At 72.0% G+C, this 25850-nt stretch carries 25 protein-coding genes, 2 tRNA genes and 1 pseudogene; 12 read left to right on the top strand and 16 right to left on the bottom strand.

Annotated elements, in window-relative coordinates:
• Window positions 1–6 precede the first annotated feature (6 nt).
• Window positions 7–1107, bottom strand: coding sequence for a tRNA (adenosine(37)-N6)-threonylcarbamoyltransferase complex transferase subunit TsaD (tsaD, locus tag Q0W60_RS06625; RefSeq protein WP_297693818.1), 1101 nt, complete (start codon window positions 1105–1107; stop codon window positions 7–9).
• A 98-nt stretch (window positions 1108–1205) separates the two neighbouring features.
• Here tsaD and hemC point away from each other — a divergent pair, with 98 nt between their 5' ends.
• The 5 genes from hemC to Q0W60_RS06600 all read left to right on the top strand — a co-directional run bounded on the left by hemC (window position 1206) and on the right by Q0W60_RS06600 (window position 3941).
• Window positions 1206–2156 carry a hydroxymethylbilane synthase gene (gene hemC / locus Q0W60_RS06620; protein ID WP_297693815.1) on the top strand — a complete coding sequence of 317 codons (951 nt, stop codon included), beginning with the start codon at window positions 1206–1208 and terminating at the stop codon, window positions 2154–2156.
• Between the two features lie 88 nt (window positions 2157–2244).
• Window positions 2245–2949 (top strand): uroporphyrinogen-III synthase, encoded by a 705-nt coding sequence (locus Q0W60_RS06615; protein ID WP_297693813.1) that lies wholly within the window; start codon window positions 2245–2247, stop codon window positions 2947–2949.
• On the top strand, window positions 2946–3188 hold the full coding sequence (locus Q0W60_RS06610; protein ID WP_297693812.1) for a hypothetical protein: 243 nt from the start codon (window positions 2946–2948) through the stop codon (window positions 3186–3188). The genes Q0W60_RS06615 and Q0W60_RS06610 overlap by 4 nt, the downstream gene beginning before the upstream one ends.
• A gap of 49 nt (window positions 3189–3237) precedes the next feature.
• Window positions 3238–3313 (top strand) — tRNA-Thr (locus tag Q0W60_RS06605).
• Window positions 3314–3485: 172 nt separating this feature from the next.
• A complete protein-coding gene (locus tag Q0W60_RS06600; protein WP_297693809.1) occupies window positions 3486–3941 on the top strand; it encodes a hypothetical protein in 456 nt (151 codons plus the stop codon).
• A 62-nt stretch (window positions 3942–4003) separates the two neighbouring features.
• Here the strand turns inward: Q0W60_RS06600 and Q0W60_RS06595 are convergent, their stop codons facing one another.
• From Q0W60_RS06595 to Q0W60_RS06575, 5 genes are all read right to left on the bottom strand, one after another.
• Window positions 4004–5515 carry a hypothetical protein gene (locus Q0W60_RS06595; protein ID WP_297693807.1) on the bottom strand — a complete coding sequence of 504 codons (1512 nt, stop codon included), beginning with the start codon at window positions 5513–5515 and terminating at the stop codon, window positions 4004–4006.
• On the bottom strand, window positions 5512–6261 hold the full coding sequence (locus Q0W60_RS06590) for an ABC transporter ATP-binding protein (RefSeq protein WP_297693805.1): 750 nt from the start codon (window positions 6259–6261) through the stop codon (window positions 5512–5514). Before Q0W60_RS06590 ends, Q0W60_RS06595 begins: the two co-directional genes overlap by 4 nt.
• A 54-nt stretch (window positions 6262–6315) precedes the next feature.
• The gene (locus tag Q0W60_RS06585; protein WP_297693803.1) at window positions 6316–7773 is read right to left on the bottom strand and encodes an ATP-binding protein; all 1458 of its coding nucleotides are present in this window, start codon (window positions 7771–7773) and stop codon (window positions 6316–6318) included.
• Window positions 7770–8501, bottom strand: a complete 732-nt coding sequence (locus tag Q0W60_RS06580; RefSeq protein ID WP_297693801.1) for a response regulator — start codon at window positions 8499–8501, stop codon at window positions 7770–7772. The genes Q0W60_RS06585 and Q0W60_RS06580 overlap by 4 nt, the downstream gene beginning before the upstream one ends.
• 67 nt (window positions 8502–8568) lie before the next feature.
• A complete protein-coding gene (locus tag Q0W60_RS06575; RefSeq protein ID WP_297693799.1) occupies window positions 8569–9252 on the bottom strand; it encodes a sulfur transferase domain-containing protein in 684 nt (227 codons plus the stop codon).
• A 137-nt stretch (window positions 9253–9389) separates the two neighbouring features.
• Here Q0W60_RS06575 and Q0W60_RS06570 point away from each other — a divergent pair, with 137 nt between their 5' ends.
• Window positions 9390–10844, top strand: coding sequence for an NAD-dependent succinate-semialdehyde dehydrogenase (locus tag Q0W60_RS06570; protein WP_297693798.1), 1455 nt, complete (start codon window positions 9390–9392; stop codon window positions 10842–10844).
• Window positions 10845–10875: 31 nt separating this feature from the next.
• Here the strand turns inward: Q0W60_RS06570 and Q0W60_RS06565 are convergent, their stop codons facing one another.
• The 3 genes from Q0W60_RS06565 to Q0W60_RS06555 all read right to left on the bottom strand — a co-directional run bounded on the left by Q0W60_RS06565 (window position 10876) and on the right by Q0W60_RS06555 (window position 12970).
• Window positions 10876–11346, bottom strand: coding sequence for an OmpA family protein (locus Q0W60_RS06565; protein ID WP_297693796.1), 471 nt, complete (start codon window positions 11344–11346; stop codon window positions 10876–10878).
• 153 nt (window positions 11347–11499) lie between these two features.
• Window positions 11500–12243 (bottom strand): Sir2 family NAD-dependent protein deacetylase, encoded by a 744-nt coding sequence (locus tag Q0W60_RS06560; protein ID WP_297693794.1) that lies wholly within the window; start codon window positions 12241–12243, stop codon window positions 11500–11502.
• 73 nt (window positions 12244–12316) lie between these two features.
• On the bottom strand, window positions 12317–12970 hold the full coding sequence (locus Q0W60_RS06555; protein ID WP_297693792.1) for a BON domain-containing protein: 654 nt from the start codon (window positions 12968–12970) through the stop codon (window positions 12317–12319).
• Between the two features lie 372 nt (window positions 12971–13342).
• Between Q0W60_RS06555 and Q0W60_RS06550 the strand changes: the two genes are divergently transcribed.
• The gene (locus Q0W60_RS06550; protein ID WP_297693791.1) at window positions 13343–14560 is read left to right on the top strand and encodes an ammonium transporter; all 1218 of its coding nucleotides are present in this window, start codon (window positions 13343–13345) and stop codon (window positions 14558–14560) included.
• A 4-nt stretch (window positions 14561–14564) separates the two neighbouring features.
• On the opposite strand, the gene Q0W60_RS06545 is transcribed toward Q0W60_RS06550, so the two are convergent.
• Window positions 14565–14873: a YggT family protein gene (locus tag Q0W60_RS06545; RefSeq protein ID WP_297693790.1), complete on the bottom strand. Its 309-nt coding sequence runs from the start codon at window positions 14871–14873 to the stop codon at window positions 14565–14567.
• Between the two features lie 127 nt (window positions 14874–15000).
• On the opposite strand from Q0W60_RS06545, the gene Q0W60_RS06540 reads away from it, so the two are divergent.
• Window positions 15001–15076 (top strand) — tRNA-Ala (locus Q0W60_RS06540).
• Window positions 15077–15116: 40 nt separating this feature from the next.
• Here the strand turns inward: Q0W60_RS06540 and mscL are convergent.
• A complete protein-coding gene (gene mscL / locus Q0W60_RS06535; protein WP_297693788.1) occupies window positions 15117–15530 on the bottom strand; it encodes a large-conductance mechanosensitive channel protein MscL in 414 nt (137 codons plus the stop codon).
• A 192-nt stretch (window positions 15531–15722) separates the two neighbouring features.
• Between mscL and Q0W60_RS06530 the strand changes: the two genes are divergently transcribed.
• On the top strand, window positions 15723–16454 hold the full coding sequence (locus tag Q0W60_RS06530; protein WP_297693786.1) for a hemerythrin domain-containing protein: 732 nt from the start codon (window positions 15723–15725) through the stop codon (window positions 16452–16454).
• A gap of 58 nt (window positions 16455–16512) precedes the next feature.
• Here the strand turns inward: Q0W60_RS06530 and polA are convergent, their stop codons facing one another.
• From polA to Q0W60_RS06515, 3 genes are all read right to left on the bottom strand, one after another.
• Window positions 16513–19377 carry a DNA polymerase I gene (gene polA / locus Q0W60_RS06525; RefSeq protein ID WP_297693783.1) on the bottom strand — a complete coding sequence of 955 codons (2865 nt, stop codon included), beginning with the start codon at window positions 19375–19377 and terminating at the stop codon, window positions 16513–16515.
• 79 nt (window positions 19378–19456) lie between these two features.
• The gene (locus tag Q0W60_RS06520; protein ID WP_297693781.1) at window positions 19457–20032 is read right to left on the bottom strand and encodes a hypothetical protein; all 576 of its coding nucleotides are present in this window, start codon (window positions 20030–20032) and stop codon (window positions 19457–19459) included.
• 4 nt (window positions 20033–20036) lie between these two features.
• On the bottom strand, window positions 20037–20363 hold the full coding sequence (locus Q0W60_RS06515) for a hypothetical protein (RefSeq protein ID WP_297693779.1): 327 nt from the start codon (window positions 20361–20363) through the stop codon (window positions 20037–20039).
• Window positions 20364–20429: 66 nt separating this feature from the next.
• On the opposite strand from Q0W60_RS06515, the gene Q0W60_RS06510 reads away from it, so the two are divergent.
• Complete coding sequence (locus Q0W60_RS06510; RefSeq protein ID WP_297693777.1) at window positions 20430–20981, top strand: metallophosphoesterase family protein; 552 nt, start codon at window positions 20430–20432, stop codon at window positions 20979–20981.
• On the opposite strand, the gene Q0W60_RS06505 is transcribed toward Q0W60_RS06510, so the two are convergent.
• Window positions 20978–21790, bottom strand: coding sequence for an isocitrate lyase/phosphoenolpyruvate mutase family protein (locus tag Q0W60_RS06505; RefSeq protein ID WP_297693775.1), 813 nt, complete (start codon window positions 21788–21790; stop codon window positions 20978–20980). The genes Q0W60_RS06510 and Q0W60_RS06505 overlap by 4 nt on opposite strands.
• A gap of 223 nt (window positions 21791–22013) precedes the next feature.
• Between Q0W60_RS06505 and recF the strand changes: the two genes are divergently transcribed.
• Both recF and gyrB read left to right on the top strand, forming a co-directional pair.
• On the top strand, window positions 22014–23147 hold the full coding sequence (recF, locus tag Q0W60_RS06500; RefSeq protein WP_297693773.1) for a DNA replication/repair protein RecF: 1134 nt from the start codon (window positions 22014–22016) through the stop codon (window positions 23145–23147).
• 131 nt (window positions 23148–23278) lie between these two features.
• Window positions 23279–25714 carry a DNA topoisomerase (ATP-hydrolyzing) subunit B gene (gene gyrB, locus Q0W60_RS06495; RefSeq protein WP_297693771.1) on the top strand — a complete coding sequence of 812 codons (2436 nt, stop codon included), beginning with the start codon at window positions 23279–23281 and terminating at the stop codon, window positions 25712–25714.
• A gap of 12 nt (window positions 25715–25726) precedes the next feature.
• On the opposite strand, the pseudogene Q0W60_RS06490 reads toward gyrB, so the two are convergent.
• A pseudogene (locus tag Q0W60_RS06490) lies at window positions 25727–25850 on the bottom strand (IS630 family transposase); the annotation flags it as partial.

Here is a 25850-nt window from a genome sequence, read left to right as displayed (position 1 = left end):
CGACCCTCATGCCTTGGCGCCCTTGCGGCCGGGAACGTGGGTCGGGCTCGCCAGCGCGGCGGCCGCGTCCAGCGGCCAGCGCGGGCGGGCGGGCGCATGCAGCGGATCAGACAATCCCTGGGCCAGCCGCTCGGCGCCGGCCAGCGCGATCATCGCGGCGTTATCGGTGCAGTACTCGAGCGGCGGGGCGGCGAAGATGAAGCCCCGGGCGGCCGCCCCCTCGGTCAGCCGGCGCCGCACCGTTTCGTTCGCGGCCACCCCGCCGGCGACGACGAACCGCAGGTCGCGGCCAGCGTGCTCGCGGGCATAGAGCGCCATGGCCCGGTCGCTGCGCTCGGCGAGCTGGCGGGCGATCGCGGCCTGCACGGCGGCCGCGAGGTCGGCGCGGTCCGCCTCCGAGCTCAGGCCCTCGGCCAGTCGCGCCGCGGCGGTCTTCAGGCCGGAGAAGGAGAAGTCGCAGTCCTTGCGGTCGAGCAGCGCGCGCGGCAGGGCGAAGCGCTGCGCATCGCCGGCTTTCGCCAGCCGCTCCAGCGCCGGTCCGCCCGGATAGGGCAGCCCCAGCGTCTTGGCGATCTTGTCGAACGCCTCGCCGGCCGCGTCGTCGATCGTCGAGCCCAGCCGGCGGCAGGCGCCGACGCCCGCCACCTCCAGGAGCTGGCAGTGGCCGCCGGAGACCAGCAGCAGCAGGAAGGGGTAGTCCAGCCGCGCCGCGAGCCGCGCCGAGACCGCGTGGCCCTCCAGATGGTTCACGGCCGCGAGCGGCAGGCCGCGCGCCAGCGCGGCGGCCTTGCCGAACGACAGCCCGACCATCACCCCGCCGACCAGGCCGGGCCCGGCGGTCGCGGCGATCCCGGTCAGCTCGGCGTAGCTCAGGGCCGCCTCGGCCAGCGCCCGCTCGGCGATGGCCTCGATCACCTCCACATGGGCGCGCGCCGCGATCTCCGGCACCACCCCGCCAAACGGCGCGTGGCGGGCGATCTGGCTCGCCACTACGGAGGAGAGCACCTGCACGGCGCCGTCACCGGCCAGCCGCACCACCGCCGCGGCGGTCTCGTCGCAGCTGGTCTCCAGGCCGAGGATGGTTTGGGCGGTGCGGGCGGGGCTCATCGGTTGCCGGGGGGCGCCCCGTCCTGTAGCGAGTTCGTTCAACGCTTGCAGGTAGACCGCGCTCCGTGCCCACGCAACCGCCCGCCCGTGATGAGAAAGTGGCGGACGCGCACGTGCGGATCGGCGCGCGCGGCTCCAAGCTCTCGCTGGCCCAGGCGGGGTTGGTGCAGCGGCGGATCGCCGAGGCGCTGGGCGCCGACCCCGCCGAGGCCGAGCGCGTCGCCCCGCTCGTCGTCATCACCACCACCGGCGACAAGGTGCAGGACCGCCGCCTGCTGGAGATCGGCGGCAAGGGCCTGTTCACCAAGGAGATCGAGGAGGCGCTGCTGGCCGGCCGCATCGACTGCGCCGTCCACTCCATGAAGGACGTGCCGGCCGTGCTGCCCGACGGCCTCTGCATCGCCGCGGTGCCGGAGCGCGAGGATCCCCGGGACGCGTTCCTGAGCCTCAAGGCCGAGCGGCTGGAGGCGCTGCCGCAAGGCGCAAGGCTCGGCACCGCCAGCCTGCGCCGCCAGGCGCAGTCGCTGCACCGGCGCCCTGATCTCGAAGTGTCCCTGCTGCGCGGCAACGTCGACACGCGGCTCGCCAAGCTGCGGGCCGGCGAGGCCGACGCCATCCTGTTGGCGCTCGCCGGGCTCAGGCGTCTGGGCTTGGGCGACCTGCCGCAGAGCCTGATCGACCCGACCGAATGCCCGCCGGCCCCGGGTCAGGGCGCGCTGGCGATCGAGACCCGCGCGGCCGACCGCGACCTGCCCTGGGCCACGGCGCTGCGCCACGAGCCCACCACCGTCGCCGTCGCCGCCGAGCGCGGCGCGCTCGCCGCGTTGGAAGGCTCCTGCAAGACCCCGATCGGGGCGCACGCCTGGCTCGACGGCATGCGGCTGAAGCTGATCGTCGAAGCCCTGTCTCCCGATGGGCGGCTGCGCTTCCGGCGCGCCGGCGAATCCGACCTCGCCGAGATGGCGGACTGGGAGGCCTCGGCCCGGGCGCTGGGCGTCTCGCTGGGCGAGGCGGTCCGCGCCGAGGGCGGGGCGGCGATTTCCCTGTGACCTGCGCGGCTTGCCGCCCGGCTAACGCTTGACGCCACCCGCGGCTTCGGTTGTCTCAGGCGCTCGGGTTGGGCCTTAGGATCGGCGGATGGCCGGCCGCAGACAGACGATTTGGATCACCCGCACCCAGCCGGGCGCGGAGCTGACCGCCGAGCGCGTCCGCGCGCTGGGCCACGAGGCCGTCGTCGCGCCGCTGCTGGCGGTGCGTCCGATCGCCGACGTCGAGGTCGACCTGCGCGGGGTCGCGGCGCTCGCCTTCACCAGCGCCAACGGCGTGCACGCCTTCGCCGAGACATCCGGCGAGCGGCGGCTGCGGGTGTTCGCGGTGGGCGCGGCGACCGCCCAGGCGGCGCGCGCCGCCGGGTTCCGCACCGTGCTCTCCGCCGACGGCGACGTCGACGCCCTGGCCGAAGGCATCGCCTCGCGCCGCAGCGAGCTGCGCGGCGCGGTGCTGCATGCGGGCGCGGCGGAGCCGGCGGGCGACCTGGTCGACGCGCTGGACAAGCACGGCGTGCCGGCCCGCCGGCTGGTGCTCTACGAGACCGGCCCGGTGAAGCTCGATCCGGCCCGGGCCGAGGCGCTGGTCAAGGCCGACGCCGCCCTGCTGCACTCGCCGCGCGCCGCCAAGGCGCTGGCCGCGGTGCTCAGGGCCCATCCGGCGCCGCAGCTGCGCGCGCTCGGCCTGTCGAAGGCGGTGATCCGGCCGCTCGCCCGCGCGCGGCTCGCCGCCAAGGCCTTTCCGCCCTTTCCGCTCGAAGCGGCGCTGCTCAATCTGATCGACCGCAAGCCATGAGCGCGCCGCCCGATCCGGACCTCGCCGCGCCCAAGGACCCCGCCGCCGACCGGCCCCGCAGCGTGCTGGGCGCGAGCTTCTGGGCGATGATCGCGTTCGGCCTGATCTGCGTGCTCGCCGGCGCCGGGATCTGGAGCCTCGCGCCGCGCCTCCTGCCACAACGCCCCGCCGGTCCGCCGGAGGGCCCCCGCCCGGCGCCGGCGGCCGCGCCGCTTGGCGATCGTACGCAGAGCCGCTAAATAGGCGCGCCCCGGCGGCCGGGTCCTCGCGCCGCCGCAACCTCCTTGGGCCGCCTTAGCTCAGCCGGTAGAGCGGCGCATTCGTAATGCGTAGGTCGGGTGTTCGAGTCACCCAGGCGGCACCACACCTCTGGCTAGGAAGCACGGGCGCGATGCGTTTGGGTCCCAGACGGGTGCGGCTTCCCGGAAGGGGCTGGTGAAACGGAGCGCCAAGCCGAACCAGGCGACCGGCCGCACTGGATACGTCTTGTTAGGCCTTTTCTCCCCTCTTCACGCCGACGCTTTAGCGGGGGCGGGATGAAGTTGACGTGGATCGCGGCGACGGCCGTGCTGGTGATAACCACGGCGCAGGCTCAGGTGGCGACGGAGAAACAACTCACCGACGCCATGACTGCGGTCGCCGACTACAAGAGAATAGATGAGTTTGATGAGGGTCCAAACAAAAAACTGCTCGCCGGTCAATCATTCTCCTTGCGAATCCCGCTTAGGAAGTACGGATCTCGCGACTCATCTTTCGTATATGATTATGACATTCAAAATCACACGCTGACGTTGAACCTGAATGCGGAGCCGTATATTGCCCACGTACGAGGAAAGACGGTCTTCTGGCGTGGATTTACCATCGGGCGGGTTGTTGACCGCGGCGAAAATTTCGAAGCGGCAAACAGGTTTGGCGCGAGTGTGACGGTGGATACCGCGCGGACGACGACCTTCATCGTCGGTCCGCCGAAGCTCGGGTCTGCGCCGACCTGAGTAACCTTGGTAAGTCGGGTGTTCGAGTCACCCAGGGGCGGCGCCTCTCAACAGACTCCCGCTCACGGCCGCGCCGGCAGGCGCAGCGCCAGGAGCACCAGCAGGGCGGCGGCGGCCGGCGCGACGGCGGCGAGGTGGTGGGCCGAGGCGAGGCCGGCGGCGAGCGCGATCAGCAGCCCAAGCGTCAGCTCGGCCAGGTTGACGAACCAGGGCGCCGGCGCGCGCTCGCGGAAGGCGCTGCGCTTGCCGGGCCGCTGCCACCAGAGGTTCACCAGGCCCGCCGAGACGGCCGCCGCGGCGCATCCGGTCAGCACCACCGCCCCCTGGTAGGGCGCGACGAGCGCCAGCGGCGCGGCGACCAGGGCGACGATGGCCATCACCGTGCCCACCGCCGCCGCCAGCTTGATCCGCAGCAGCACCGTCCGCGGCGCGGGCGAACTGGCCAGCAGGTCAGGCGCATCCTCCGCGGAGATGGTCATCCAGGCGAGGCTGCCGGCCAGCTGGTTGGCCATCAGCGTCATGGCGAGCACGGCGCCGGAGAGGGCGGTGAAGTCGAGCCTGGCGCCATACTGCACCGCCACGATGCCGGCCGGGACCAGATAGACCACCCGCAGGATCACCTGCGGCAGCAGCATGGGATCGCGCAGCAGCAGGCGAAGCTCCTTGGCGAGCACCGCGGCCGGCAGCCCGCGCCGGAACGGGCGCGGCCGGCCGGCCCGCGCGGCGCCGGCGGCTGGCGCGCTCTTGGCGGCGGCGTGGAAGGCGGCGAACCTGGGCCCGAACCAGGCGGTGGCGAGCGCAAAGACCGCCAGCAGCGCGCCCACCACCATTGCGAACGCCCGCGGCTCGCCCTCGAAGGCGCGCAGCACGATCTCGATCTGACGCGGCGCCGAGCCCGCCGCCAGCCGGCTCAGGCGCAGCACGGCCGGCCCGCGGGAGATCTGGCCGCTGGCCAGGGCCAGCACCTGCGTCCCCAGGAAGAACACCGATCCGAAGCCCACCGACAGCGCCCGGCCGATGAAGCGGGTGCGCCTGGGCCCCACCCAGTCGATGAGCAGCGCCCCAAGCGCCAGGGCCACGCCGGTCGCGGCGAGCGCGCAGGCGTAGAGCACCGGCAGGATCGCCAGCCAGCGCGGGTGGCCCATGACCGCCATCGCCGCCAGCGGCCCGAGCGAGAAGAAGCCGAACACCGAGAAGGCGGCGAAGGCGATGCCCAGCGCCCTGACCGTGATCACCCGGCGCGGCGGGATCGGCGAGGAGAACAGCAGGTCCAGGTCGCCGCGCTCGTAGAGGGCGTCCACCACCTCGGCGAGCGCCTGCGAGAGCATGAAGGTGAAGGCGCTGGCCAGCGCCGCGGCGGCGACCAGCTGGGCTGTCCAGCCCCGCGGCGGGCCGAAATGGTTGAGCGCCAGCGCCAGGGGCACGCCCATCACGCCGGCCAGGAACAGCGGCGCGCCGATGGTGATGATCAGCGCCAGCCAGCGGCGCGCGCCGGTCACTGAGGTGCGGCGGCGCCAGTCGAGCCGCAGGTCGTGGGCCAGCAGCCACACGGTCGAGCCGGCGGGCAGCCTCAAGGCCCGACGGCCGCAGGCTGCAACGTGAGCTCGAGGAACACCTCCTCCAAGGTGCCCGCGCCCCGGGTGCGGCCCTGCAGCTCCGCCATCGAGCCCTCCGCCAGCAGGCGTCCGCGGTGCAGGATGCCGATCCGGTCGGCCATCCGCTCGGCCACCTCGAGGATGTGGGTGGTGAGCACCAGGCTCGCGCCCGCCGCCGCCAGCTCGCGGAGCATGTCCTTGACCTCGCGCGCCATCCGCGCGTCGAGCCCGGTGAGCGGCTCGTCGAGCAGCAGAAGCTTCGGCTCGTGCAGCAGCGCGCCGGCCAGCGCAGTCTTCTGCATCATGCCCTTGGAGAAGGATCCGCAGCGCTGGCCGCGCACCTCCCACAGGCCCAGCCGCCGCAGCAGCGCCTCGGCCCGCGCCTGCGCCCGGGCGGGGTCCAGGTTCCACAGGCCGGCGATGAACTCCAGGTGCTCCCAGGGCGTCAGCCGTTCGTAGAGCATCGGCTCGTCGGGGACCCAGGCGGTGAGCTGCTTGGCGCGCGCCGGCTCAGCGAGCGCATCGACGCCGAAGACGTCCACCGATCCTGCGTCCGGCGCCAGCAGGCCCGCGATGATGCGCAGCGCCGTGGTCTTGCCGGCCCCGTTCGCACCCAAGAGCGCGTAGAGCTCGCCCGGCCGCACCTGGAACGTGAGCTCCGCCAGCGCAGGCGTCGCGCCGTACGCCTTCGAAAGCCCTGTGACCGTGAGCCCCGCACCCGACATGGCCCCATTGTCCCGGCGTCGCCGTTCCGCGCAAGGGCCGCGCGGAGGGGCGCCCTACAGCGCCGGCAGGGTCACCACCGCCTTCAGCCCCCCGGCCGCGGGCTCCAGCTGCACGTCGCCGCCGTGGGCGCGCGCCGCCGAGCGGGCGATCGGCAGGCCCAGCCCCACGCCGGCCTTGTCCAGGTTGCGCGAGGCGTCGGCTCGGTAGAACGGCTGGAACGCCCGCTCCAGGTCCTCGAGCGCCAGCCCCGGGCCGCGGTCGGCGATCTCCACCACGGCGGCTTCGCCCTGTTGGCTGAGCCGGATGCGCGCCGCGCCGCCGTATTTCACGGCGTTGTCCACCAGGTTGCCGAACAGCCGCTGCAGGGCGACCGCATCGCCGTCGACGGTGACCGGCGCGGCCTCGACGATCTCCACGTCGCCGCCCAGCATGGCCGCGTCGTCGGCGACGCACTCCAGCACCGACAGCAGATCGAGCCGCTCGCGCCGTTTCGGCTGCCCCTCGTCGCGGATGAAGGCGAGCACGCCGCCGATCATCTGCTCCATCTGCGCCACGTCGGCGAGCACGTCGTCCTTCAGCCTGGCGGGGGCGCGCTCCATCTTGAACCGGATGCGGGCGAGCGGCGTGCGCAGGTCGTGCGAGATCGCCCCCACCATCGCCGTCCGGTCGCCGATATAGCGGCGCAGCCTCGCCTGCATCTCGTTGAAGGCGCGGGCGGCCGCGCCCACCTCGGCGGGGCCGGTCAGGATCATCTGCGGCGCATGCGGGTCGCGCCCGAGCTGCTCGGCGGCCTCGACGAAGCGCTTCAGCGGCGCGGTGATCCGCCGCGCGAACAGGTAGCCGGCCGGGGCCACCACCAGGAACCCGGCCAGCAGCCAGAGCGCGGCGCGGACCTGCCATTCGCCGGGGAAGGGCTCGGGCGCGTTGCGGACCACCACCCAGCGGCCATCCGGCGCCGCGAGCGCGGCCGTGAACTCGCCCATGATCGGCAGGTCGAACGCATTGCCCGGCCCGAACCGCGGCCACGGTCCGCGCGGCGCAGAGCCTGGGCCGCCGCCCGGGGCCGGCGGCGACGCGCCGCTCCCCGAGGGATCCGTGGGCCCGAGCTCGCGCATCGGCGACGGCCCGTGCCGCTGTCCGCCGAGCGCGCGGAACAGCCGCCACTCGGCGGTGGGCTGCTGCAGGTAGCGGACGCGCGCCTGGGGCGCGCCGAGCGCGGCGGCGAGCGCGGCGCGGGCCCGCTCGCGACGCGCCGGCTGGGCCTTCAGCTCGGCCGGCAGCTCTGTCTCCACCGTGCGGATCAGCGGCCGGCCGAAGCGGGTCCGCAACGACCCGCCGCGGAGCGCCTGGGCCACCTCGCTCAGGTGGTAGACCGCCGGCCGCGGCGGCGGCATCAAGAGGATCGCGGCCATGCTGATCGCCTGGGCCGCCAGCAGGCTGATCAGCAAGAGGCCGACGAGCTGCAGGCCGATCGGGGCGTGCGGCCCGGGCCAGCGCCGGCGCGGTGTCACGGGCGCGTCACCCGCGCGTCGAACAGGTAGCCCGCGCCGCGGTAGGTGCGGATGATCTCGGATTCGACGCAGGCGTGCAGCTTGCGCCGCAGGCGGCTGATCTGCACGTCGACGGCGCGGTCGAACACGTCGGCCTGGCTGCCGCGGGCGAGCTCCAGCAGCTGGTCGCGCGACAGGATGCGCTGCGGATGATCGAGGAAGGCGACCAGCAGCGAGAACTCGCCGGCGGTGAGCAGGATGGTGGTGCCGTTCGGCGCCCGCAGCTGGCGGCGGAGCATGTCCAGCACGAAGCCCTGGAACTGGTAGGTCCGGCCGCGCGGCGCGCCGCCGCCACGCACCTCGTCCAGCCGGCGGATGACGGCGCGCACCCGGGCCAGCAGCTCGCGCGGATTGCACGGCTTGGCCAGGTAGTCGTCGGCCCCGAGCTCGAGGCCCAGGATGCGGTCGACCTCCTCGCCCATCGCCGAGACCATGACGATCGCAGGGCCGCCCTCGTCGGCGAGCCGCCGGCAGATGGAGAGCCCGTCCTCGCCCGGCAGCATGACGTCCAGCACCACCAGGTCGACCGCGGTCTGGGCCAGCGCCCGCTCCATCGCGGCGGCGTCGGCGGCTTCCTGCACCAGATAGCCGTGCTCGCGCAGATAGGCCGCCATCTGGCGGCGCAGCTCCGTGTCGTCGTCGACGACCAGGATCTGCCGGGCGGGCAGAGCGCTTGGGGACACGGCCATGTCGCTCATTTCGACGCCGATTATGGCGCGGCGACGTCGCCGCCGAAACAATCCACGGCCGGGCCGCTCATTCGCGCCTAAGCAGCCGCTCGGTGACCAGGGTTCCCCACGCACCGGCGCGGAACTCGGCCTTCAGCCCGGCCGGATCGTAGGCGGGGCTCTTCACCCACTCCAGGAACGACAGGCCCGCCGGCTCGCCCTCGGTCAGGTAGCGCTCGAAGGTGTAGTCGAGCACGCCGGTCTTGCCGTGGCGGACGTGCAGGTACTTGAGCCCCAGCTGGTCCATCGCCTCGCGCAGCGTCCGGCCCTGCCGAAAGTGCATGTAGAGCACGCTCATCATCCCGGCTCGGTCCGCGCCCGACTTGCAGTGCATCAGCGCCGGATACTCGATCCGCTCGAACAGCCGCTTGGCCCCCAGCACCGTCTCCCGCGTCGGCGCCTCGCGCGAGCCGACGCGAAAGGTCTCGAGTTTCAGGCCCAGGCGGGCGCACGCCTCCTGCTCCAGGGCGTAGAAGCTGCCGTCCTGCCCGCCGCGCAGGTTGATCACCGTCCGGATGCCCTTCGCCTTCCAGACGGCCAGCTGGTGCGGCCACGGCTGGTTGGCGCGCACCAGCTCGTCCGAGATCCAGTGTGCGTTGGAGAAGCTCAGCCGCAGGTAGGCGTGGTCGTTCCACAGGTAGTCGAGCCAGGCCCGCAGCCGGCCGGCCGGCTTGGCCATGTCGAAGCGGGGGCCGTCGGGCGCGGCGGTCATGGCGCCCTACCTAGGCGCTTGCGGGCCGGTTCGGAAGCTGCGCCGCGGTCGCGCCCGATGCGCTAGACTGCCGGAACCGGCGCGGCGCGGGCGGGTTCGCTCCTCGGGCCGGGGGCATCTGGCATGGGAGGCGCGTCATGGACGAGCCCATCCGCACGGAACGCGACGCATCGCAGGCCCGCGAACCGGCGGCCCCGCCGGCCCGGCGCCCGAGGATCGAGACCGTCGATCCCGCCAGCGGCCAGAACGGCAGGAGCTACGAGGGCCACAGCCGCGAGGACGCCCTCGCCATCCTGGACCGCGTGAGCGCCGCCTGGCCCCGCTGGGCCCGCACGCCCTATGCCGAGCGGGCGAAGGCCATGCGCGCCGCCGCCGGCGTGCTCCGCCGCCGCAAGGCCGAGTTCGCCGAGCTGATGACCGCCGAGATGGGCAAGACCGTCACCGAGGGCCTCGCCGAGATCGAGAAGTGCGCCGCCAATTGCGATTACTTCGCCGAGCACGCGCAGGGCTTCCTCGCCGACCGGCCGGTGGAGATGGGGGGGCCGCCGGGCTCCGCTCGGGCCTTCGTCACCTTCAATCCGCTGGGCGTGGTGCTGGCGGTGATGCCGTGGAACTTCCCGTTCTGGCAGGTCTTCCGCTTCGCCGCGCCGACGCTGATGGCCGGCGACGCCGCGCTCCTCAAGCACGCCTCCAACGTGCCGGGCTGCGCGCTCGCCGTCGAGGCCGTGTTCCGCGAGGCGGGTTTCCCGGAGGACCTGTTCCGCACCGTGCTGATCCCCGGCCGCGAGACCGAGGCGCTGATCGAGCATCCGGACGTCGCCGCGGTCACCCTCACCGGCAGCGTCGAGGCCGGCCGCCAGGTCGCCCGCGCGGCCGGCGGCGTGCTGAAGAAGTCGGTGCTCGAGCTCGGCGGCTCCGACGCCTACGTCATCCTGCGCGATGCCGAGCCCGCCAGGGCCGCGGAGATCGCTGCCGCCGCGCGCATGGTCAACGGCGGCCAGAGCTGCATCGCCGGCAAGCGCTTCGTGGTGGTGCGCGACATCCGCGAGGCGTTCGAGCGCGCCCTCGTCGAGGCGATGCAGGCCTACCGCATGGGCGACCCGCGCGATCCGGCGACCCGGCTCGGCCCGATGCAGTCGATCAAGGCGCGAGACGACATCCACGACCAGGTCAGGCGGAGCCTCGCGGCCGGCGCCCGCCTCCTGAAAGGCGGCGAGGTCCCGGACCGGCCCGGCGCCTGGTATCCGCCGACCGTGCTCGCAGACGTCCGCCCGGGGATGCCGGCCTACGATGAGGAGGTGTTCGGGCCGGTCGTCGCAATCATCGAGGCCAGCGACGAGGGCGAGGCCATCCGGATCGCCAACGACTCCCGCTTCGGCCTGGGCTCGGGCGTGATCACCGCCGATGCGCAGAACGGCGCGCGCATCGCCCGCGACGAGCTGCAGGCGGGCCTCAGCTTCGTCAACGCCGCCGTGCGCTCCGATCCCAGGCTGCCGTTCGGCGGCGTGAAGGAGTCCGGCTACGGCCGCGAATGCTCCGAGTTCGGCATCCACGAGTTCGTCAACGTCAAGACCGTGCTCGTCCAGCCCTGACCCGTCTCCGGAGGCGCCGGAGGCTAACGTGTCACCACCGTCGCCCTTGGGCCAGGATCACCACGTGCTGGGCGTCGCCCGCGGGCTCCTTGCCCTCCACCTGGCTGGTCAGGCGCGCCGCCGCGACGCCGCGTCGCTGCAGGTCGGCGACGACCGCCTGCGCCCGCTCGCCGGCCAGCTTGTGCTGCTCCGCCGCGGTCCCGTGGCCGTCCGCCTCGCCGACGACGATGGCGCTCACGCCCGGATGGCAGGCGAGCCCGGCGGTGAGGGTGTCGAGCGCCGGCGTGTCGAGCTCGCTCAGGGCGTTCTCCTCGAAGCCGAACTCGACGGCGGCAGGCGAGGCGAGCTCGGGACAGGTGTTGGGCCGGATCGCCACCGTGTGGTGCGCCCGGGCTTCCAGGATCGCCTTGCTGGGCGTGGGCCTGACGCTGTGGGTGACGCAGCCGCCCAGCGCCAGGGCGGCGAGCGGCGGAACGAGGCTCAAGGGACGGATGCGGGACATGGCTCAGGGGGTCCGGAGGGGGCGCTGAAGGCAAACCGCGGGCTCGCGGCCCTGTCAACGTGCAAGGAGCCGCACGCGGCCTGTCCGGCCACGGCCGCTACGGCAGATCACCTGGGACGAGTTCTTCCAGGAGCTCGCGGCCCGCGACCCCGCTCAGTTCGCCGGCACGACGCCGCTCATCACCGGCCCGATCTCATCGTGCAGCACGAGGTCGGCGAACCTGTCGAGGTCGGTGGGCTCGCGGTTGACGATGGCGAGCCTGGCCCCGTTGCGCTTGGCGAGCAGCGGGAACCCCGCCGCGGGATAGACCACCAGCGAGGAGCCCAGCACCAGGAACAGGTCGCAGGCCAGCGTCTCCGCCTCCGCCCGGGCCATCGGCCCGGCTGGCATCGGCTGGCCGAAGGAGATGGTGGCGGTCTTCACCAGCCCCCCGCAGGCGCGGCAGTAGGGGATCTCGCCGGCCTTGAGGAAGCCCTCCTTCAGCTCGGCGAGTTCGTGGCGCTCGCCGCAGTCGAGGCATGCCGCGTAGCTCGCGTTGCCGTGCAGCTCGATCACCTTCTCCGCCGGCACGCCGGAATCCTGGTGCAGGTTGTCGACATTCTGGGTGATGACCGCCGCGCACTTGCCGTCGGCCACCAACCGCGCCACCGCGAAGTGGCCGGCGTTGGGCGCCCGTCCGGTCCAGCCGGCGCGGCCGGTGAACGCCCGCTCCCAGGCTTCGCGCCGCCGGGCCGGGTCGGCGACGAAGTCCTGGAAATAGATCGGCTTCATCCGGCTCCAGACGCCCCCCGGCGAGCGGAAGTCGGGGATGCCGGATTCGGTGGAGGCGCCGGCGCCGGTGAACACCACCAGCCGGCGCGCCTCGGCGATCATGCGGGCGAGGTCGGATCGCGACATGCGTCCAATGTTCCGTCATCCCGGACGGCCCGCAAGGCCGATCAGGGACCCAGGATACGAGCCCTGCCGAGCCTCACATCGCCAGCTTCGGGAAGTGGCGCGGGCCTTCCTCGCGGCCGCTCTCGTCGTGCTCGCCTTCCTGCAGCGGCGAGCGCGCGCCGGTCTCGGCTCCGAGCGGCGCGCGCTCGTCAGGCGTTCGGGGCGGCGCGACCGTGAGGTTGTTGCTCACGTCCTTCACCCCGCCGCAGCGGCGCACGATGGTCTCGGCGAGTCGCACGCCGGCGGCCGCGGCGACCGTGCCGTTCAGGGTGACGACGCCGCCCTCCGTCGCCACCTCGATGCCGCGGGCGTCGAGCAACCGGTCCTGCATCAGCGCCTCGCAGACCTGCTCCTTCAGCCGCGCGTCGGTGCGCGTCCAGCCCTGCGGTCCCTTGCCGGCGTGGGGCCCCGCCAGGGGCCGGTTCTCCTCGGCGCGGGCGTCCATCCAGGTGCGGTCGTCGCCGGCGAAGTCCTCGCGGCCGCCGAAGCCGGGCGCGCTTCGGTCGGCGCCGGCGAAACCCTCGCGGTAGTCGGAGGGGCCGAGACTCGCGCCATAGCCCTCGCCCCAGCTGCCGTCGTAGCCCTGGTTCCGGCCGCCGCCGCCGAAGTCGCGGCCGTAGCCGCGACCATACCCGAGCTGCGGATAGCCTAGGCGTCCCGGGTCTTGCTCGTTGCGCCGATCGGCCATGACGGATCTCCCACTCGCAGACGGCTTCGCGGGAAAGAACCGGCCAGCGGCGGGGCTGTTCCAGGCGGAAGGGTGAAGGATGGTCGACCCGGCTTGGTCGGGGGGATGCCAGGGTTGTCAGGCCGGGTCGACCGGAGCCCCTCTTATCCGACAGGCAAGTCGTCGAGAGGCCGCCCGCACAACCCGGTCTCAAATGATAGGTTCCGGCTTGGTTGCGGAAATATCGCCGACCCGCGGGCGGCCGGGGCATGAGGCGATCGGCCCCGCCGTCGGTCCGGTGTTCAGGCTTTGCCCCGGCCGAGCTTTGCGGCTATTCGGCCGCGGGGGCGGCGCCTGCGAGTCCGGGCGCCCTGTGCTTCGGGGACGTCATCCATGGGCAAGATCGATCCGGCGAACACCGCCTGGGTGCTCTCGGCCACTGCGCTCGTGCTGTTCATGACGCTGCCGGGGCTGGCGCTGTTCTACGCCGGCCTGGTGCGCATGAAGAACGTGCTTTCGGTGATGATGCATTGCGTGGCGATCGCCTGCCTCGCCTCGGTGCTGTGGCTGTTCGGGGCCTACAGCCTGGCGTTCTCCGGGACCGCGCCGCTGATCGGCGACCTCGCCAAGTTCGGGCTCATGGGCGTCGGCCGCGAGAGCGTCGCCGGCAGCCTGCCCGAGACTCTGTTCTTCGCCTTCCAGATGACCTTTGCGGTGATCACCCCGGCGCTGATCGTGGGGGCCTTCGTCGAGCGTATCCGCTTCGCCGCCGTGCTGGTCTTCTCCGGGCTGTGGCTGTTCGTGGTCTATGCGCCGGTCGCCCACTGGGTGTGGGGCGGCGGCTGGCTGATGAGCCGCCACGTCATGGACTACGCCGGCGGCCTGGTCGTGCACGCCACCGCGGGGACCTCGGCGATCGTGCTCGCCTGGCGGCTCGGCCCGCGCGACGGCTACCCGCGGGAGCTGTCGCCGCCGCACAATCCCGGCCTGACGATGATCGGGGCGGGCATGCTGTGGGTCGGCTGGTACGGCTTCAACGCCGGCTCGGCGCTGGCCGCCAACGGAGACGCCGCAGCCGCCCTCATCGCCACCCACCTCTCGGCCGCCAGCGCCGGTCTTGTTTGGGCGCTGATCGAATGGATCCGCTTCAAGCGCGCCAGCATGGTTGGCATGGTGACCGGCGTCGTCGCCGGGCTCGCCACGGTGACCCCGGCGTCCGGCTTCGTCGGTCCAATCGCGGGCGCGGCGATCGGCGCGGCGGCCAGCCTCATCTGCTACAACGCCGTCGAGTTCGTGCGCCATCGGGTGAAGATCGACGACGCGCTCGATGTCTTCGCGGTCCACGGGGTGGGCGGCATGCTGGGCGTGCTGCTGGTCGCGGTGCTGGCCGCCAAGCCGCTGGGCGGCGCCGGCTACGCGCCGGGCGTCGACATGCCGGGCCAGCTCGCCACCCAGGCCCTGGGCGTCGTCGCCACCGTCGGCTGGTCGGCGATCGCCACCTTCGGGCTCGCGTTCTTCTGCGAGAAGACGGTGGGCCTTCGGGCCCGCGAGGAGGTGATCGAGGAGGGCCTCGACCTCGCCGCCCACGGCGAGCGCGCCTGGAACCCCTGAGCGGCTACATCGCCTGCAGCGGCCCGAAGATCATCGGCAGGATGTAGATCCTCAGGCCCTGCAGGATGAGGATCGCCAGGATCGGGGTGATGTCCACCCCGCCGAGCGGCGGAATGATCCTCTGGAACGGCCGCAGCACCGGCCGGGTCACCGCGTCCAGGAAGCGGGTGATCGAATGGACGATGCGGTTCCGCAAGTTGATCACGTCGAAGGCGACCAGCCAGGAGATGATCGCGCTGATGATGATCGCCCAGATGAGCAGCGCCAGCAGCGCATTGACGATGAAGTAGATGAATCCGAAAAGGTTGCCCATGTGCGCCGCTTCTACCCGGCTTTGGCGCCGCAGCAAAGCCGCCGGGCGCACGCCCTGCGGCCCGCCGCCGCGCGCGGGGGCCGCTTGACAGGAGAGGCCCCAGCCGCCTTATTCCGCGGCTTCGCGTGGGGCCGTAGCTCAGTTGGTAGAGCGCTACGTTCGCAATGTAGAGGTCAGGGGTTCGACCCCCCTCGGCTCCACCAGACTCCCCCGCCCCTGACCGCCGCGTCCGGCCGCCGGGTTTCAGCTCCGGCTGCGGATCGCGTCGCGGATGTCCTCCAGCAACGCCTCGGTCTTGGTGGGCGCGGGCGGCGTGGCGGCCGGCGCCGCCGCTTCCTGCCGGCGCAGGTTGTTGATCGCCTTGACCAGCAGGAAGATCACGATGCCGATGATCACGAACTGGATCACGGTGTTCAGGAACGCGCCGTACTGGATGGCCACCTCGGTCCGTTTCGCGGCCGGGTCGGCGGCCTTCAGCACGATCTTCATCTGCGCGAAGTCGATGCCGCCGGTCACCAGCCCGATCGGCGGCATGATCACCTGGTCGACGAGGCTGGACACGATCTTGCCGAACGCGCCGCCGATGATCACGCCGACCGCCAGGTCGATGACGTTGCCGCGCGCGATGAATTCCTTGAATTCGCTTCCGATGGACATCGAGGCCTCCCCATCCTTCGCCGCGCCGGCTGTCCGGCCGCGGCGGCCGGGGTGAAACGTGGCACAGGACACCTGCCTGCGATAGCGTCGGCGCGACGCCGCTGAAACCGAAGCGCAACGCAGCCGCGCGAGACAGGGCGCATTCTGAGCGCCTAGGCTTCGCCGCGTTCGATCGCAGGAGGACGCTTCGCCATGGTCTTCGAGCCCGCCGATCCGTCCCGCCGGGCCGCCTTCGCCGCGGCCGGCCTGCTGACCGCGGGCGCGGTGCTGAGCCTGCCTGGCTGCGCCAAGCCCGCCGCCGACGCCGGCAAGAAGGGCGCCGCCGACGTCTCGGCGACCGAGGACCTGATGCGCGAACACGGCGTGCTGCGCCGCCTGTTGGTGATCTACCGCGAGACCGCCGGGGTGATCCGCGCGGCGGCCGCAACCCTCGACCTCGCCGCGCTCGGCCAGGCCGCCGACCTGTTCCGCAGGTTTGGCGAGAACTATCACGAGAAGGCGCTCGAGGAAGCGCACATCTTCCCCATGGTGAAGAAGGCCGGCGGCGCGGGATCCAGCCTCATCGACACCTTGATCGCGCAGCACCGGCGCGGCCGCGAAATCAACGACTACGTCACGGGCCTGGCGACATCGGGCCGGCTCGGGACCGGCCAGGCCGAGCCGCTCGCCGCAGCCCTGGAGAGCTTCGCGCGGATGTACGAGATCCATGCGGCCATGGAGGACACCGTCGTCTTCCAGGCCTGGCGCGATTCGCTGAACGCCAAGGAGCTCGACAGCTGGTCCGACAAGTTCGAGGACATCGAGCACCAGACCTTCAAGGGCGACGGCTTCGACCTGGCGCTGGAGCAGGTGGCCGGCATCGAGCAGCGCCTCGGTCTCTCCGACCTCGCCCGCTACACAGCGCCTGCGCCGCCCGCCACCTGAACCGCCCGTACCCCGCGCAGGCTTGGACTTCCCGCCTCCGCGGGAATGACCGGGTGGTTCAGTGCGCGTCGTCCCAGTTCGCGGCGGCGCGAGCGTCGACGACTAGCGGCACGGAGATCGCCGCCGCCGGCTCCGGGGCGCGGGCCATCACCTCTCTGGCGACGGCGATCACCGCCTCCGCCTCGGCCTCGGGCGCCTCGAACACCAGCTCGTCGTGCACCTGCAGCAGCATCCTGGCTTGCAGCCCCGCCGCCTTCAGCGCGCCCGGCATGCGGATCATCGCCCGGCGCATGATGTCGGCGGCCGCGCCCTGGATCGGGGCGTTGATCGCCGCCCGGTCGGCGAAGCTGCGCTCGGCCTGGCTCTTGCCGCGCGCGGCGGGGATGTGGACCTTGCGGGCGAAGATGGTGGTGACGAACGCCTGGCTGCGCACCTGCTGGATCTGCCGGTCCATGTAGGTGCGGATGCCGGGGAACCGCTCGAAGTAGGTCTTGATGTAGGCGCCGGCCTCTTCCCGGGGGATGCCGAGCTGGTTGGAGAGCCCGAAGGCCGAGATCCCGTAGACGATGCCGAAGTTGATCGCCTTGGCCCGCCGGCGGGTCTCGGCGGGCATGCCCTCGACCGGCACGCCGAACATCTCCGAGGCGGTGGAGGCGTGGATGTCCAGCCCCTCGGCGAAGGCCTTCTTCAGCTGGGCGATGTCGCCGATATGGGCCAGCAGCCGAAGCTCGATCTGCGAATAGTCGGCGCTGATCAGCACATTGCCGGGCTCGGCGATGAAGCAGCGGCGGATCTTGCGGCCTTCCTCGGTGCGGATCGGGATGTTCTGCAGGTTCGGATCGGTCGAGGCGAGCCGTCCGGTGGTCGCCGCCGCCAGCGCGAACGAGGTGTGCACCCGCCCCGTTTTGGGATCGATCGCCTCGACCAGGTTGTCGGTGTAGGTGCCCTTCAGCTTGGAGAGCTGGCGCCAGTCCAGCAGCGTCCTGGGCAGCTCGTGGCCCTGCGCGGCCAGCTCCTCCAGCAGAGAGGCGTCGGTGGAGAGCTGGCCGGTGGCGGTGAACCGGCCCGAACCCAGCCCCATCTCCTTGAACAGCACCTCGCCGATCTGCTTGGGCGAGCCCAGGTTGAACGGCCGGCCGGCCAGCTCGTGCGCCTTGGCCTCCAGCTCGGCCATCCGCACCGAGAAGTCGTTGGACAGCTCCCGCAGCCGGTCGGGGTCGACCTTGACGCCGGCCAGCTCCATCTCGACCAGCACCTTCGGCATCGGCCGCTCGAGCGTCTCGTAGACGGTGAGCAGCCCCTCGCGCGCCAGCCTCGGGCGCAGGTGCTCGTAGAGCCTGAGCGTCACGTCGGCGTCTTCGGCGGCGTAGCAGGTCGCCCCCTTCAGGTCGACGTGGGCGAAGCTCTTCTGGCCGCGGCCCGTCCCCGCCACCTTCTTGAAGCTGATCGGCTCGTGGTCGAGCAGACGCTTGGCGAGCTCGTCCATGCCGTGGCTCTTATGCAGACCGCCTTCCAGCGCGAAGCTGATCAGCATGGTGTCGTCGATCGGCGCCACCTCGATCCCGTAGCGGGAGAGGACGGCCATGTCGTACTTGCCGTTCTGCGCCACCTTCAGGACCGACGGGTCCTCGAACAGCGGCTTCAGCCGCGCCAGCGCCGCCTCCAGCGGGATCTGCGCCAGATCCTCGCGGGCTTCCAGCTCCAGCCCCTCGTCGGCGTGCTTGTGGCCGACCGGCACGTAGCAGGCCTCGCCGGGGGCCACCGCCAGCGACACGCCGCACAGGCTGGCGCTGGACGAGGAGAGCGCATCGGTCTCGGTGTCGAAGGCGATCACCCCGGCCTCGTGGGCGCGGGCGATCCAGGCCTCGAGCGTCGCGATGTCGCGCACGCAGGCGTAGGACTCCAGGTCGATCGGCGCGTGCCTCGGCGGCTCCGGCGCCTTGACCTCCGGCGCGGGCGTGGCCGGCGGCGCCTCGCCGCGCAGGTGCGTCTCGACGCGCTGGGCGATGGTGCGGAACTCCATCTTCTCCAGGAACTCGGCGAGCGCCTGGCTCTCCGGCGCCCGCACGGCCAGCTCGTCGATCGGCGAGGGCAGCGGCGTGTCGCAGTCCAGCTTCACCAGTTCGCGCGACAGCCGGATCTGGTCGGCGAACTCGATGAGCGTCTGGCGGCGCTTCTCCTGCTTGATCTCGTGGGCGCGCGACAGCAGCGTCTCCAGGTCGCCGTACTCGGTGATAAGCGCCGAGGCGGTCTTCACCCCGATGCCCGGCGCGCCCGGCACGTTGTCCACCGAATCGCCGCAGAGCGCCTGCACGTCGACGACCTTCTCCGGCGGAACGCCGAACTTCTCGACCACCTGCTCGATGCCGATGCGGACGTTCTTCATGGTGTCGAGCATCGCGACCTGCGGGCCGACCAGCTGCATCAGGTCCTTGTCGGACGAGACGATCACCACCTCGCCGCCGAGGTCGCGCACCTTGCAGGCGTAGGCGGCGATCAGGTCGTCGGCCTCATAGCCGGGCAGCTCCAGGCAGGGCACGCCGAACGCCCGCGTCGCCTCGCGCACCAGCGGGAACTGCGGGACCAGGTCTTCCGGCGGCGGCGGCCGGTGGGCCTTGTAGGCCGCGTAGAGCTCGTTGCGGAAGGTCCGCTCCGAGTGATCGAAGATCACCGCCAGGTGGGTCGGCGCCTCGGCCTCGGCCTTCATGTCGACCAGCAGCTTCCACAGCATGTTGCAGAAGCCCGAGACCGCCCCCACCGGCAGCCCGTCCGACTTGCGGGTGAGCGGCGGCAGAGCATGGAACGCCCGGAAAATGAATCCCGAGCCGTCCACCAGATAGAGCCGCACCCGCGGCCCGTCCTGCGTCGGCTCGCGCGGGATCTCGCCCAGGGTCTCCGGAGGGGCTTCGAGGGTGTCGCTCATCGGTTCAAGATAGGCGCTGGCCGCGGCGAGGTCATCCGTGGCGAAGCGGCCGAGCCGATCGGCAGCCCGCGGAGCGTCTTCAGGGCGGCGGCTTGAGCGGACGCCAGACCAGCGAGCCGTCGGGACGACGATGCAGGAGGTAGCCGCGTCCATGGGTCTGCGCGATCGCCAGGTCCGGCCCGCCGGGCGGCAGGGCCTGAACAGCCAGGACGCGCTCGTCGGTCTGCTTGCGCCAAAGGTCCCAGACGTAGGCGCCGGCGAAGACGGCGAACAGCAGCATGCCGAGGCTGAGGCTCCAGACCGTGAGGCGATAGAAGGCCTTCGACCGCTTGAGGTAGCGCGCGAGGTTCGCCTGGTGGACCTCTTCGGTCTCGTCTGCGGCTTTGCCGAGCTCGCGCAGCCCGGAATGATAGTACCGGTTGAACAGATAGAAGACGCCCACCGCGCTTCCGAACGCCAGCAACGGGCCATAGAGCGCGAACGCCAGGTAGGCGCCCCAGAATCCCGTCTTCTCCAGGCTGGCCATGCCGAAGGCGATGGCGCCCGCGCCGATCGCGACGAGCCACTTCAACCCGTCCAGCCACCATTCCAGCGACTTCGGCAGCACGGCCTCCGCGGTTGCGGGCGGCGGCGATCCGACCACGGGGGGACTCATCGGCTCAGCCCGGGAAATCCGGCGGCGAGGGCTTGCGCCGGCTGAACTCGCCGTAGGCGTCTTGCGTGAGCGCCGTCACGGGGTGATCCCGCAGCAACGCGACATCGCCCCGGTCGCGCGCCAGCATCAGCATCCGGTCCCGCTCCCGCGGGCCGTCCTCGATCAGATGCTTGAAGACCTGCTCCTGGTCGGGGGCTCGCCGGACCACCGCGCCGAAATGGCGGACGAACAGCGCGAGCGAGCGGTTGCCGATCATGAAGCCCTCGCCGAAGCTGTCGTCGAAGACGGCCTGGAACACCTGGACGATCTGCTCGATCTCCCGCTCGGTCATGACGTCCTCCATTTTGGCGTGCAGTTGAAGTCAAGGTTGCGCTAAAGTCCACACGCGGAGGGGCTCATGCCGGACCTCGAAACCATTGCCGCCAGGACCGTCGCCGTCCTCGCCGACTGCCACATCCACCCGGGCGGCGGCCCCGACTGGACCGATCCTGTGCTGCGCGCGGTGGAGGGCTGCGACCTCATCCTCACCCTCGGCGACATGGGCGAAAGCGCCGGCCTCGATCGCCTGGCCCAGATCGCGCCGGTGGTGGGCGTCGCCGGCGCCGACGACCGGCCCGACCCGCGGACCTCGCCCAGGCTCCGGCGCCTCCAGATCGGCGGCCTCGCCCTGGGCTGCGTGTTCGATGCCCAGGCGGCGGGCCTCGCCGCCTCCGCCGATCCCTTCCAGCCGGCAGCGGACTTTCCGCAGGCGCTCGCGCGGGCGTTCGGCGGCCCAGTCGAGGCGCTGCTCTATGCCTCCACCCACAAGCCGGCCGCGGCCGAGTTCGGCGGCGTCTGGGCGGTCAATCCCGGCAGCGCGCTGCTGCCCGGCGAAGGCGCAAAACCCACCTTCGCCCGCCTGAGCGTCGACGCCGGCCGGCTGCGCCCGGAGATCGTGACGCTCGGCTAACGCCCGAACCTCTCGTTGAGGTTCGCCAGGCCCTCGGCGCCCGCGGAGAACGCCTCGTAGGAGCCGGTCTGCAGGTAGTCGCCCGCCGCCTTGGCGAGCGGCGCATAGGTCGCGCGGAACGGCGCGGTCGCCGAGGACAGCCTGCGCACGCCCAGCGCCTGCAGCCGCTCGGCCGGCGCGAGCCCCGGCAGCAGCATGATGTTGAGCGGCAGGGCGATGGCGTCCGCCAGTCGCCCGATCAGGTCCTCGTCTTTCGCTCCCGGCACGAAGATGCCGTCGGCGCCGGCGTCGCGGTACCCGGCCGCCCGCTGCGCCACGTCGGCGTAGGCCGCGTGCCCCTCGGCCAATCCCTTCAGGATCACATCGGTGCGCGCATTGATGAACAGCGGCACGCCGGCGGCGTCCGCGGCCTTGCGCGCCGCCTCGATCTTGCGGGCGTGCAGGTCCGGCGAACGGCGGCCGTCCTCCAGGTTGATCCCGACGGCGCCCGCCTCGATCACCGCCGCGATCAGCTCGGCGAGCTCGCCCAGGTCGTCGGTGTAGCCGCCCTCGATGTCGGCGGTGAGCGGCGTCTCGCCCGCCGCGCGGGCGGCCGCCTCGAGGGTTGCGATCAGCCGCGCGCGGGGCAGCTTGTCGCCGTCCGGGTAGCCGTGCGCCCACGCCACCGCCGCCGACGACGTCGCCACCGCCTTCGCCCCGGCGTCGGCCAGGATCGCCGCGCTCGCCCCGTCCCAGGCGTTCGGCAGCACCAGGATCTCCGCCGCGTGGTGCAGCCTCGCGAACGCCTCGGCCTTGGCCTTCTGGTCCATGCTCCCTCCGGATGCTCGTGCTTCCGCGCACATATAGGCGCCCCCGCGCCCGTCGCTCGCGAGAATCGGCCACCAACGACGCCGTCATCCCGGACGTCCGCTCGGCCGATCCGGGACCCCGGGGCCGCCGCATGGTGAACAGCTTGGGTCCCGGCTCTCCGTTTCGCTGCGGTCGGGGATGACGGTTGGAATTTAGGCGGCAAAACCGGGTATCACCCCGCGCGTGCGCACGGCCCTGACCCGACTGACCCTGACCGACTTCCGCTCCTACGAGCGGGCAGAGCTCGCGCTCGACGGGCGACCGCTGTTCCTGGTCGGACCGAACGGGGCCGGCAAGACCAACCTCCTGGAGGCGGTGAGCCTGCTGACGCCGGGCCGGGGCCTGCGCGGCGCGAGCCTCGCCGAGGTCGGCCGCCGGCTGCCGGGCGAGCCCCGCGGCCGCGCCTGGGCGGTCGCCGCGGCGATCTCCGCGGACGGCGAGGAGACCCGCCTCGGCACGGGCGTCGCCGAGGCGGGCGCCCCGCGCCGCACCGTGCGCCTCGAGGGCGAGACCGTCCCGCCCGGCCGGCTCGCCGAGCATCTCCGCGAAGTCTGGCTCACGCCGGCGCAGGACCGGCTGTTTTTGGAGGGCGCCGGCGAGCGGCGGCGCTTCTTCGACCGGCTGGTGTTCGCCGCCGAGCCCGCCCATGCATCGCACGCCCAATCCTACGAGCGGGCGCTTCGCGAGCGCATGCGGCTCCTGACAGAGGGCTCCGCCGATGCCGCCTGGCTGGACGCGCTGGAGGCGAGGCTCGCCGAGGCGGGCGCGCTGATGGCCGAGGCCCGCGCCCGGACCTTGTCGGCCCTGCAGGCGGAGATCGCCGAGCGCGGCGAACGCCCATTCCCGCAGGCGCGTCTCAGTTTCGCCGGCGAATGGGAGCAGCTGGCCGCCGCCGGCGCCGCCATCGCCGAGATCGAGACGCGGCTCTTGGGCGCGCTGAAGGCCGCCCGCCCGCGCGACGCGGCCGCCGGACGAGCGCTGACCGGCCCGCATCGCGGCGACCTCGCCGTCGTCCACACTGAGAAGGACCGCCCCGCCGCGGAGTGCTCCACCGGCGAGCAGAAGGCGCTCGTCCTCAACCTCGTGCTCGCCCAGGCCGCCCGCCTCGCGCGCGTCGCGGGCCAGCCCTCGCCGATCCTGCTGCTCGACGAGGTCGCGGCCCACCTCGATGCGCGCCGCCGCGCCGCCCTGTTCGACGAGATCGAGGCCACCGGCCTGCAGGCCTTCCTCACCGGCACGGATGCGCAACTGTTCGAGGCGCTCGCCGGCCGCGCCCAGGGCGTGCGTGTCGAAGCCTCCGGGTTAGCGGCGCTCTAGCGCCGCCCCGCCGGCGCAAAAACGTGCAGAATCAGACGGAAACCCTATATAGAGGGCTCACATTGTTGCGGGCCCTTACGCGCGCGTGCGCGCGACTCTTCCGGAGCCGCCCCGCCCCAGCTGGAAGGCGAATGAGCGAAGACAACGAGACCACCGGCCCCGAATCCAACGGGAACGGCGACGACTACAGCGCGGAATCCATCAAGGTCCTCAAGGGCCTGGACGCCGTGCGCAAGCGGCCGGGCATGTACATCGGCGACACCGACGACGGCTCGGGCCTGCACCACATGGTCTACGAGGTGGTCGACAACGCCATCGACGAGGCGCTGGCCGGCTACGCCACCCGCGTCGAGGTGATCCTGCAGGCCGACGGCTCCTGCACCGTCACCGACGACGGCCGCGGCATCCCGGCCGACATCCACGAGGGCGAGGGCGTTTCGGCCGCCGAGGTCATCATGACCCAGCTGCACGCCGGCGGGAAATTCGACCAGAACTCCTACAAGGTCTCCGGCGGCTTGCATGGGGTCGGCGTCTCGGTGGTGAACGCGCTCTCCGAGTGGCTGAAGCTGACCATCCACCGCGGCGGCTTCACCCACGCGATGGAGTTCCGCCATGGCGATCCGGTCGCCCCTCTGGCCATCGTCGGCAAGTCCCCGCTGCGCGAGAACGGCGAATTCCTGACCGGCACCGAGGTCAGCTTCCTGCCCTCCACCGGCACCTTCGCCTTCATCGAGTTCGACCGGAAGACCCTGGAGCACCGGCTGCGCGAACTCGCCTTCCTGAACTCCGGCGTCACCATTTGGCTGAAGGACAACCGCGAGGCCGAGCCTTTCGAGGAGGTGATGCACTACGACGGCGGCATCGAGGCCTTCGTGCGCCATCTCGACAAGGCCAAGTCGCCGCTCATCCGCGACCCGATCGTGGTCCGCGGCAAGCGGGAGAACGTCGAGCTCGACCTCTCGCTCTGGTGGAACGACGGCTACCACGAGAACGTGCTCTGCTTCACCAACAACATCCCCCAGCGCGACGGCGGCACCCACCTGGCGGCGTTCCGCTCGGCGCTGACCCGGATCGTCACCAACTACGCCGAAGCCTCCGGCGCCGCTCGCCGCGAGAAGGTCTCCGTCTCCGGCGAGGACGCCCGCGAGGGCCTGACCTGCGTGCTCTCGGTCAAGATCCCCGACCCGAAGTTCTCCTCTCAGACCAAGGACAAGCTGGTCTCCTCGGAGGTGCGCCCTGCGGTCGAGGGCCTGGTCGGCGAGGGCCTCGGCGCCTGGTTCGAGGAGCATCCGAACGAGGCCCGCCTCATCGTGCAGAAGATCGCCGAGGCGGCCGCGGCGCGCGAAGCCGCCCGCAAGGCCCGCGAGCTCACGCGCCGGAAGTCCGCGCTCGACATCACCTCGCTGCCCGGCAAGCTCGCCGACTGCTCGGAGAAGGACCCGGCCAAGTCCGAGATCTTCCTGGTGGAGGGCGATAGCGCCGGCGGCTCGGCCAAGCAGGCCCGCAACCGCGAGAACCAGGCAATCCTGCCGCTCAGGGGCAAGATCCTCAATGTCGAGCGCGCCCGCTTCGACAAGATGCTGTCATCCGAGCAGGTCGGGACCCTGATCACCGCGCTCGGCGCCGGCATCGGCCGCGACGATTTCGACATCGAGAAGATCCGCTACCACAAGATCATCCTGATGACCGACGCCGACGTCGACGGCGCGCACATCCGCACCCTGCTGCTCACGTTCTTCTACCGGCAAATGCCGGAGGTGATCGAGCGCGGCTACCTCTATATCGCCCAGCCGCCGCTCTATAAGGCCGCCAAGGGCAAGTCGATCCGCTACCTCAAGGACGACGCCGAGCTGGAGATCTACCTGATCGACGAGGGCGTCGACGGGGCGACCCTCGACCTCTCGAGCGGCGAACGGCTGGCCGGCAAGGACCTCCTGGCGATGGTCACCACCGCCCGCGGCGCGAAGGCCAATGTCGAACGCCTGGCGACGCGGGCGCCGCCGTTCGCGGTCGAGCAGGCGGCCCTCGCGGGCCTGTTGGGCGACAAGGGCGATCCGGCCAAGGCCGCCCGGCGCCTCGACCTTTACGCCGAGGAGGGGGACGGGCCCTGGGAAGGCGAGCGCGGCGAGGCCGGCGGCTACGTCTTCTCGCGGGTCAAGCGCGGGGTCTCGGAGCGCATCGTGCTCGACGAGCTCCTGCTGCACGCCGCCGACGCCCGCCGGCTCTCGGAACGCTCCAAGGAGCTCGCCAAGATCTTCGAGGGCCCCGCGGTGTTCACGCGCCGCGATCGCACCACCCCGGTGCGCGGGCCGATCGACTTGGTCAACGCGGTGATGGAGGGCGGCCGTCGCGGCCTGACGGTGCAGCGCTACAAGGGCCTTGGCGAGATGAACGCCGACCAGCTCTGGGAGACGACGCTCGACACTAACGCGCGCACCCTCCTGCAGGTGAGGGTCAACCACGCCGACGACGCCGACGACATGTTCACCCGCCTGATGGGCGACCTCGTCGAGCCGCGCCGCGAGTTCATCCAGGCGAACGCCCTCGACGCCGAGGTCGACGTCTAGAGCGTTCGGCGCTCAAGCTGAGGCATAGCCATCGTGGCGGAAGTAGTTGGCGCATTCTTGTGGTGTGAAGGCGTCGAGCACTTGTCCGATGCGATCCCAGAGCCCGCCCACGGAGCGCTCGGCGGCCTTGCGCAGC

The sequence above is a fragment of the Phenylobacterium sp. genome (genome assembly GCF_025934275.1).
Classification (GTDB): Bacteria; Pseudomonadota; Alphaproteobacteria; order Caulobacterales; family Caulobacteraceae; genus Phenylobacterium.
Note: the sequence above shows the minus strand (reverse complement) of the source record. Positions and strands in the feature narration are given on the sequence as shown.

Excerpts from the sequence above, each read along its gene's own strand:
- Q0W60_RS06610 (WP_297693812.1), top strand. The coding sequence starts at position 2,946 with ATGAGCGCGCCGCCCGATCCGGACCTCGCCGCGCCCAAGGACCCCGCC.
- Q0W60_RS06580 (WP_297693801.1), bottom strand. The coding sequence starts at position 8,501 with ATGGCCGTGTCCCCAAGCGCTCTGCCCGCCCGGCAGATCCTGGTCGTC.
- Q0W60_RS06570 (WP_297693798.1), top strand. The coding sequence starts at position 9,390 with ATGGACGAGCCCATCCGCACGGAACGCGACGCATCGCAGGCCCGCGAA.
- Q0W60_RS06615 (WP_297693813.1), top strand. The coding sequence starts at position 2,245 with ATGGCCGGCCGCAGACAGACGATTTGGATCACCCGCACCCAGCCGGGC.
- Q0W60_RS06565 (WP_297693796.1), bottom strand. The coding sequence starts at position 11,346 with ATGTCCCGCATCCGTCCCTTGAGCCTCGTTCCGCCGCTCGCCGCCCTG.
- Q0W60_RS06560 (WP_297693794.1), bottom strand. The coding sequence starts at position 12,243 with ATGTCGCGATCCGACCTCGCCCGCATGATCGCCGAGGCGCGCCGGCTG.
- gyrB (WP_297693771.1), top strand. The coding sequence starts at position 23,279 with ATGAGCGAAGACAACGAGACCACCGGCCCCGAATCCAACGGGAACGGC.
- tsaD (WP_297693818.1), bottom strand. The coding sequence starts at position 1,107 with ATGAGCCCCGCCCGCACCGCCCAAACCATCCTCGGCCTGGAGACCAGC.
- Q0W60_RS06520 (WP_297693781.1), bottom strand. The coding sequence starts at position 20,032 with ATGAGTCCCCCCGTGGTCGGATCGCCGCCGCCCGCAACCGCGGAGGCC.
- Q0W60_RS06510 (WP_297693777.1), top strand. The coding sequence starts at position 20,430 with ATGCCGGACCTCGAAACCATTGCCGCCAGGACCGTCGCCGTCCTCGCC.
- Q0W60_RS06530 (WP_297693786.1), top strand. The coding sequence starts at position 15,723 with ATGGTCTTCGAGCCCGCCGATCCGTCCCGCCGGGCCGCCTTCGCCGCG.
- Q0W60_RS06515 (WP_297693779.1), bottom strand. The coding sequence starts at position 20,363 with ATGACCGAGCGGGAGATCGAGCAGATCGTCCAGGTGTTCCAGGCCGTC.
- Q0W60_RS06590 (WP_297693805.1), bottom strand. The coding sequence starts at position 6,261 with ATGTCGGGTGCGGGGCTCACGGTCACAGGGCTTTCGAAGGCGTACGGC.
- polA (WP_297693783.1), bottom strand. The coding sequence starts at position 19,377 with ATGAGCGACACCCTCGAAGCCCCTCCGGAGACCCTGGGCGAGATCCCG.
- Q0W60_RS06545 (WP_297693790.1), bottom strand. The coding sequence starts at position 14,873 with ATGGGCAACCTTTTCGGATTCATCTACTTCATCGTCAATGCGCTGCTG.
- Q0W60_RS06505 (WP_297693775.1), bottom strand. The coding sequence starts at position 21,790 with ATGGACCAGAAGGCCAAGGCCGAGGCGTTCGCGAGGCTGCACCACGCG.
- mscL (WP_297693788.1), bottom strand. The coding sequence starts at position 15,530 with ATGTCCATCGGAAGCGAATTCAAGGAATTCATCGCGCGCGGCAACGTC.
- Q0W60_RS06575 (WP_297693799.1), bottom strand. The coding sequence starts at position 9,252 with ATGACCGCCGCGCCCGACGGCCCCCGCTTCGACATGGCCAAGCCGGCC.
- Q0W60_RS06600 (WP_297693809.1), top strand. The coding sequence starts at position 3,486 with ATGAAGTTGACGTGGATCGCGGCGACGGCCGTGCTGGTGATAACCACG.
- Q0W60_RS06550 (WP_297693791.1), top strand. The coding sequence starts at position 13,343 with ATGGGCAAGATCGATCCGGCGAACACCGCCTGGGTGCTCTCGGCCACT.
- Q0W60_RS06555 (WP_297693792.1), bottom strand. The coding sequence starts at position 12,970 with ATGGCCGATCGGCGCAACGAGCAAGACCCGGGACGCCTAGGCTATCCG.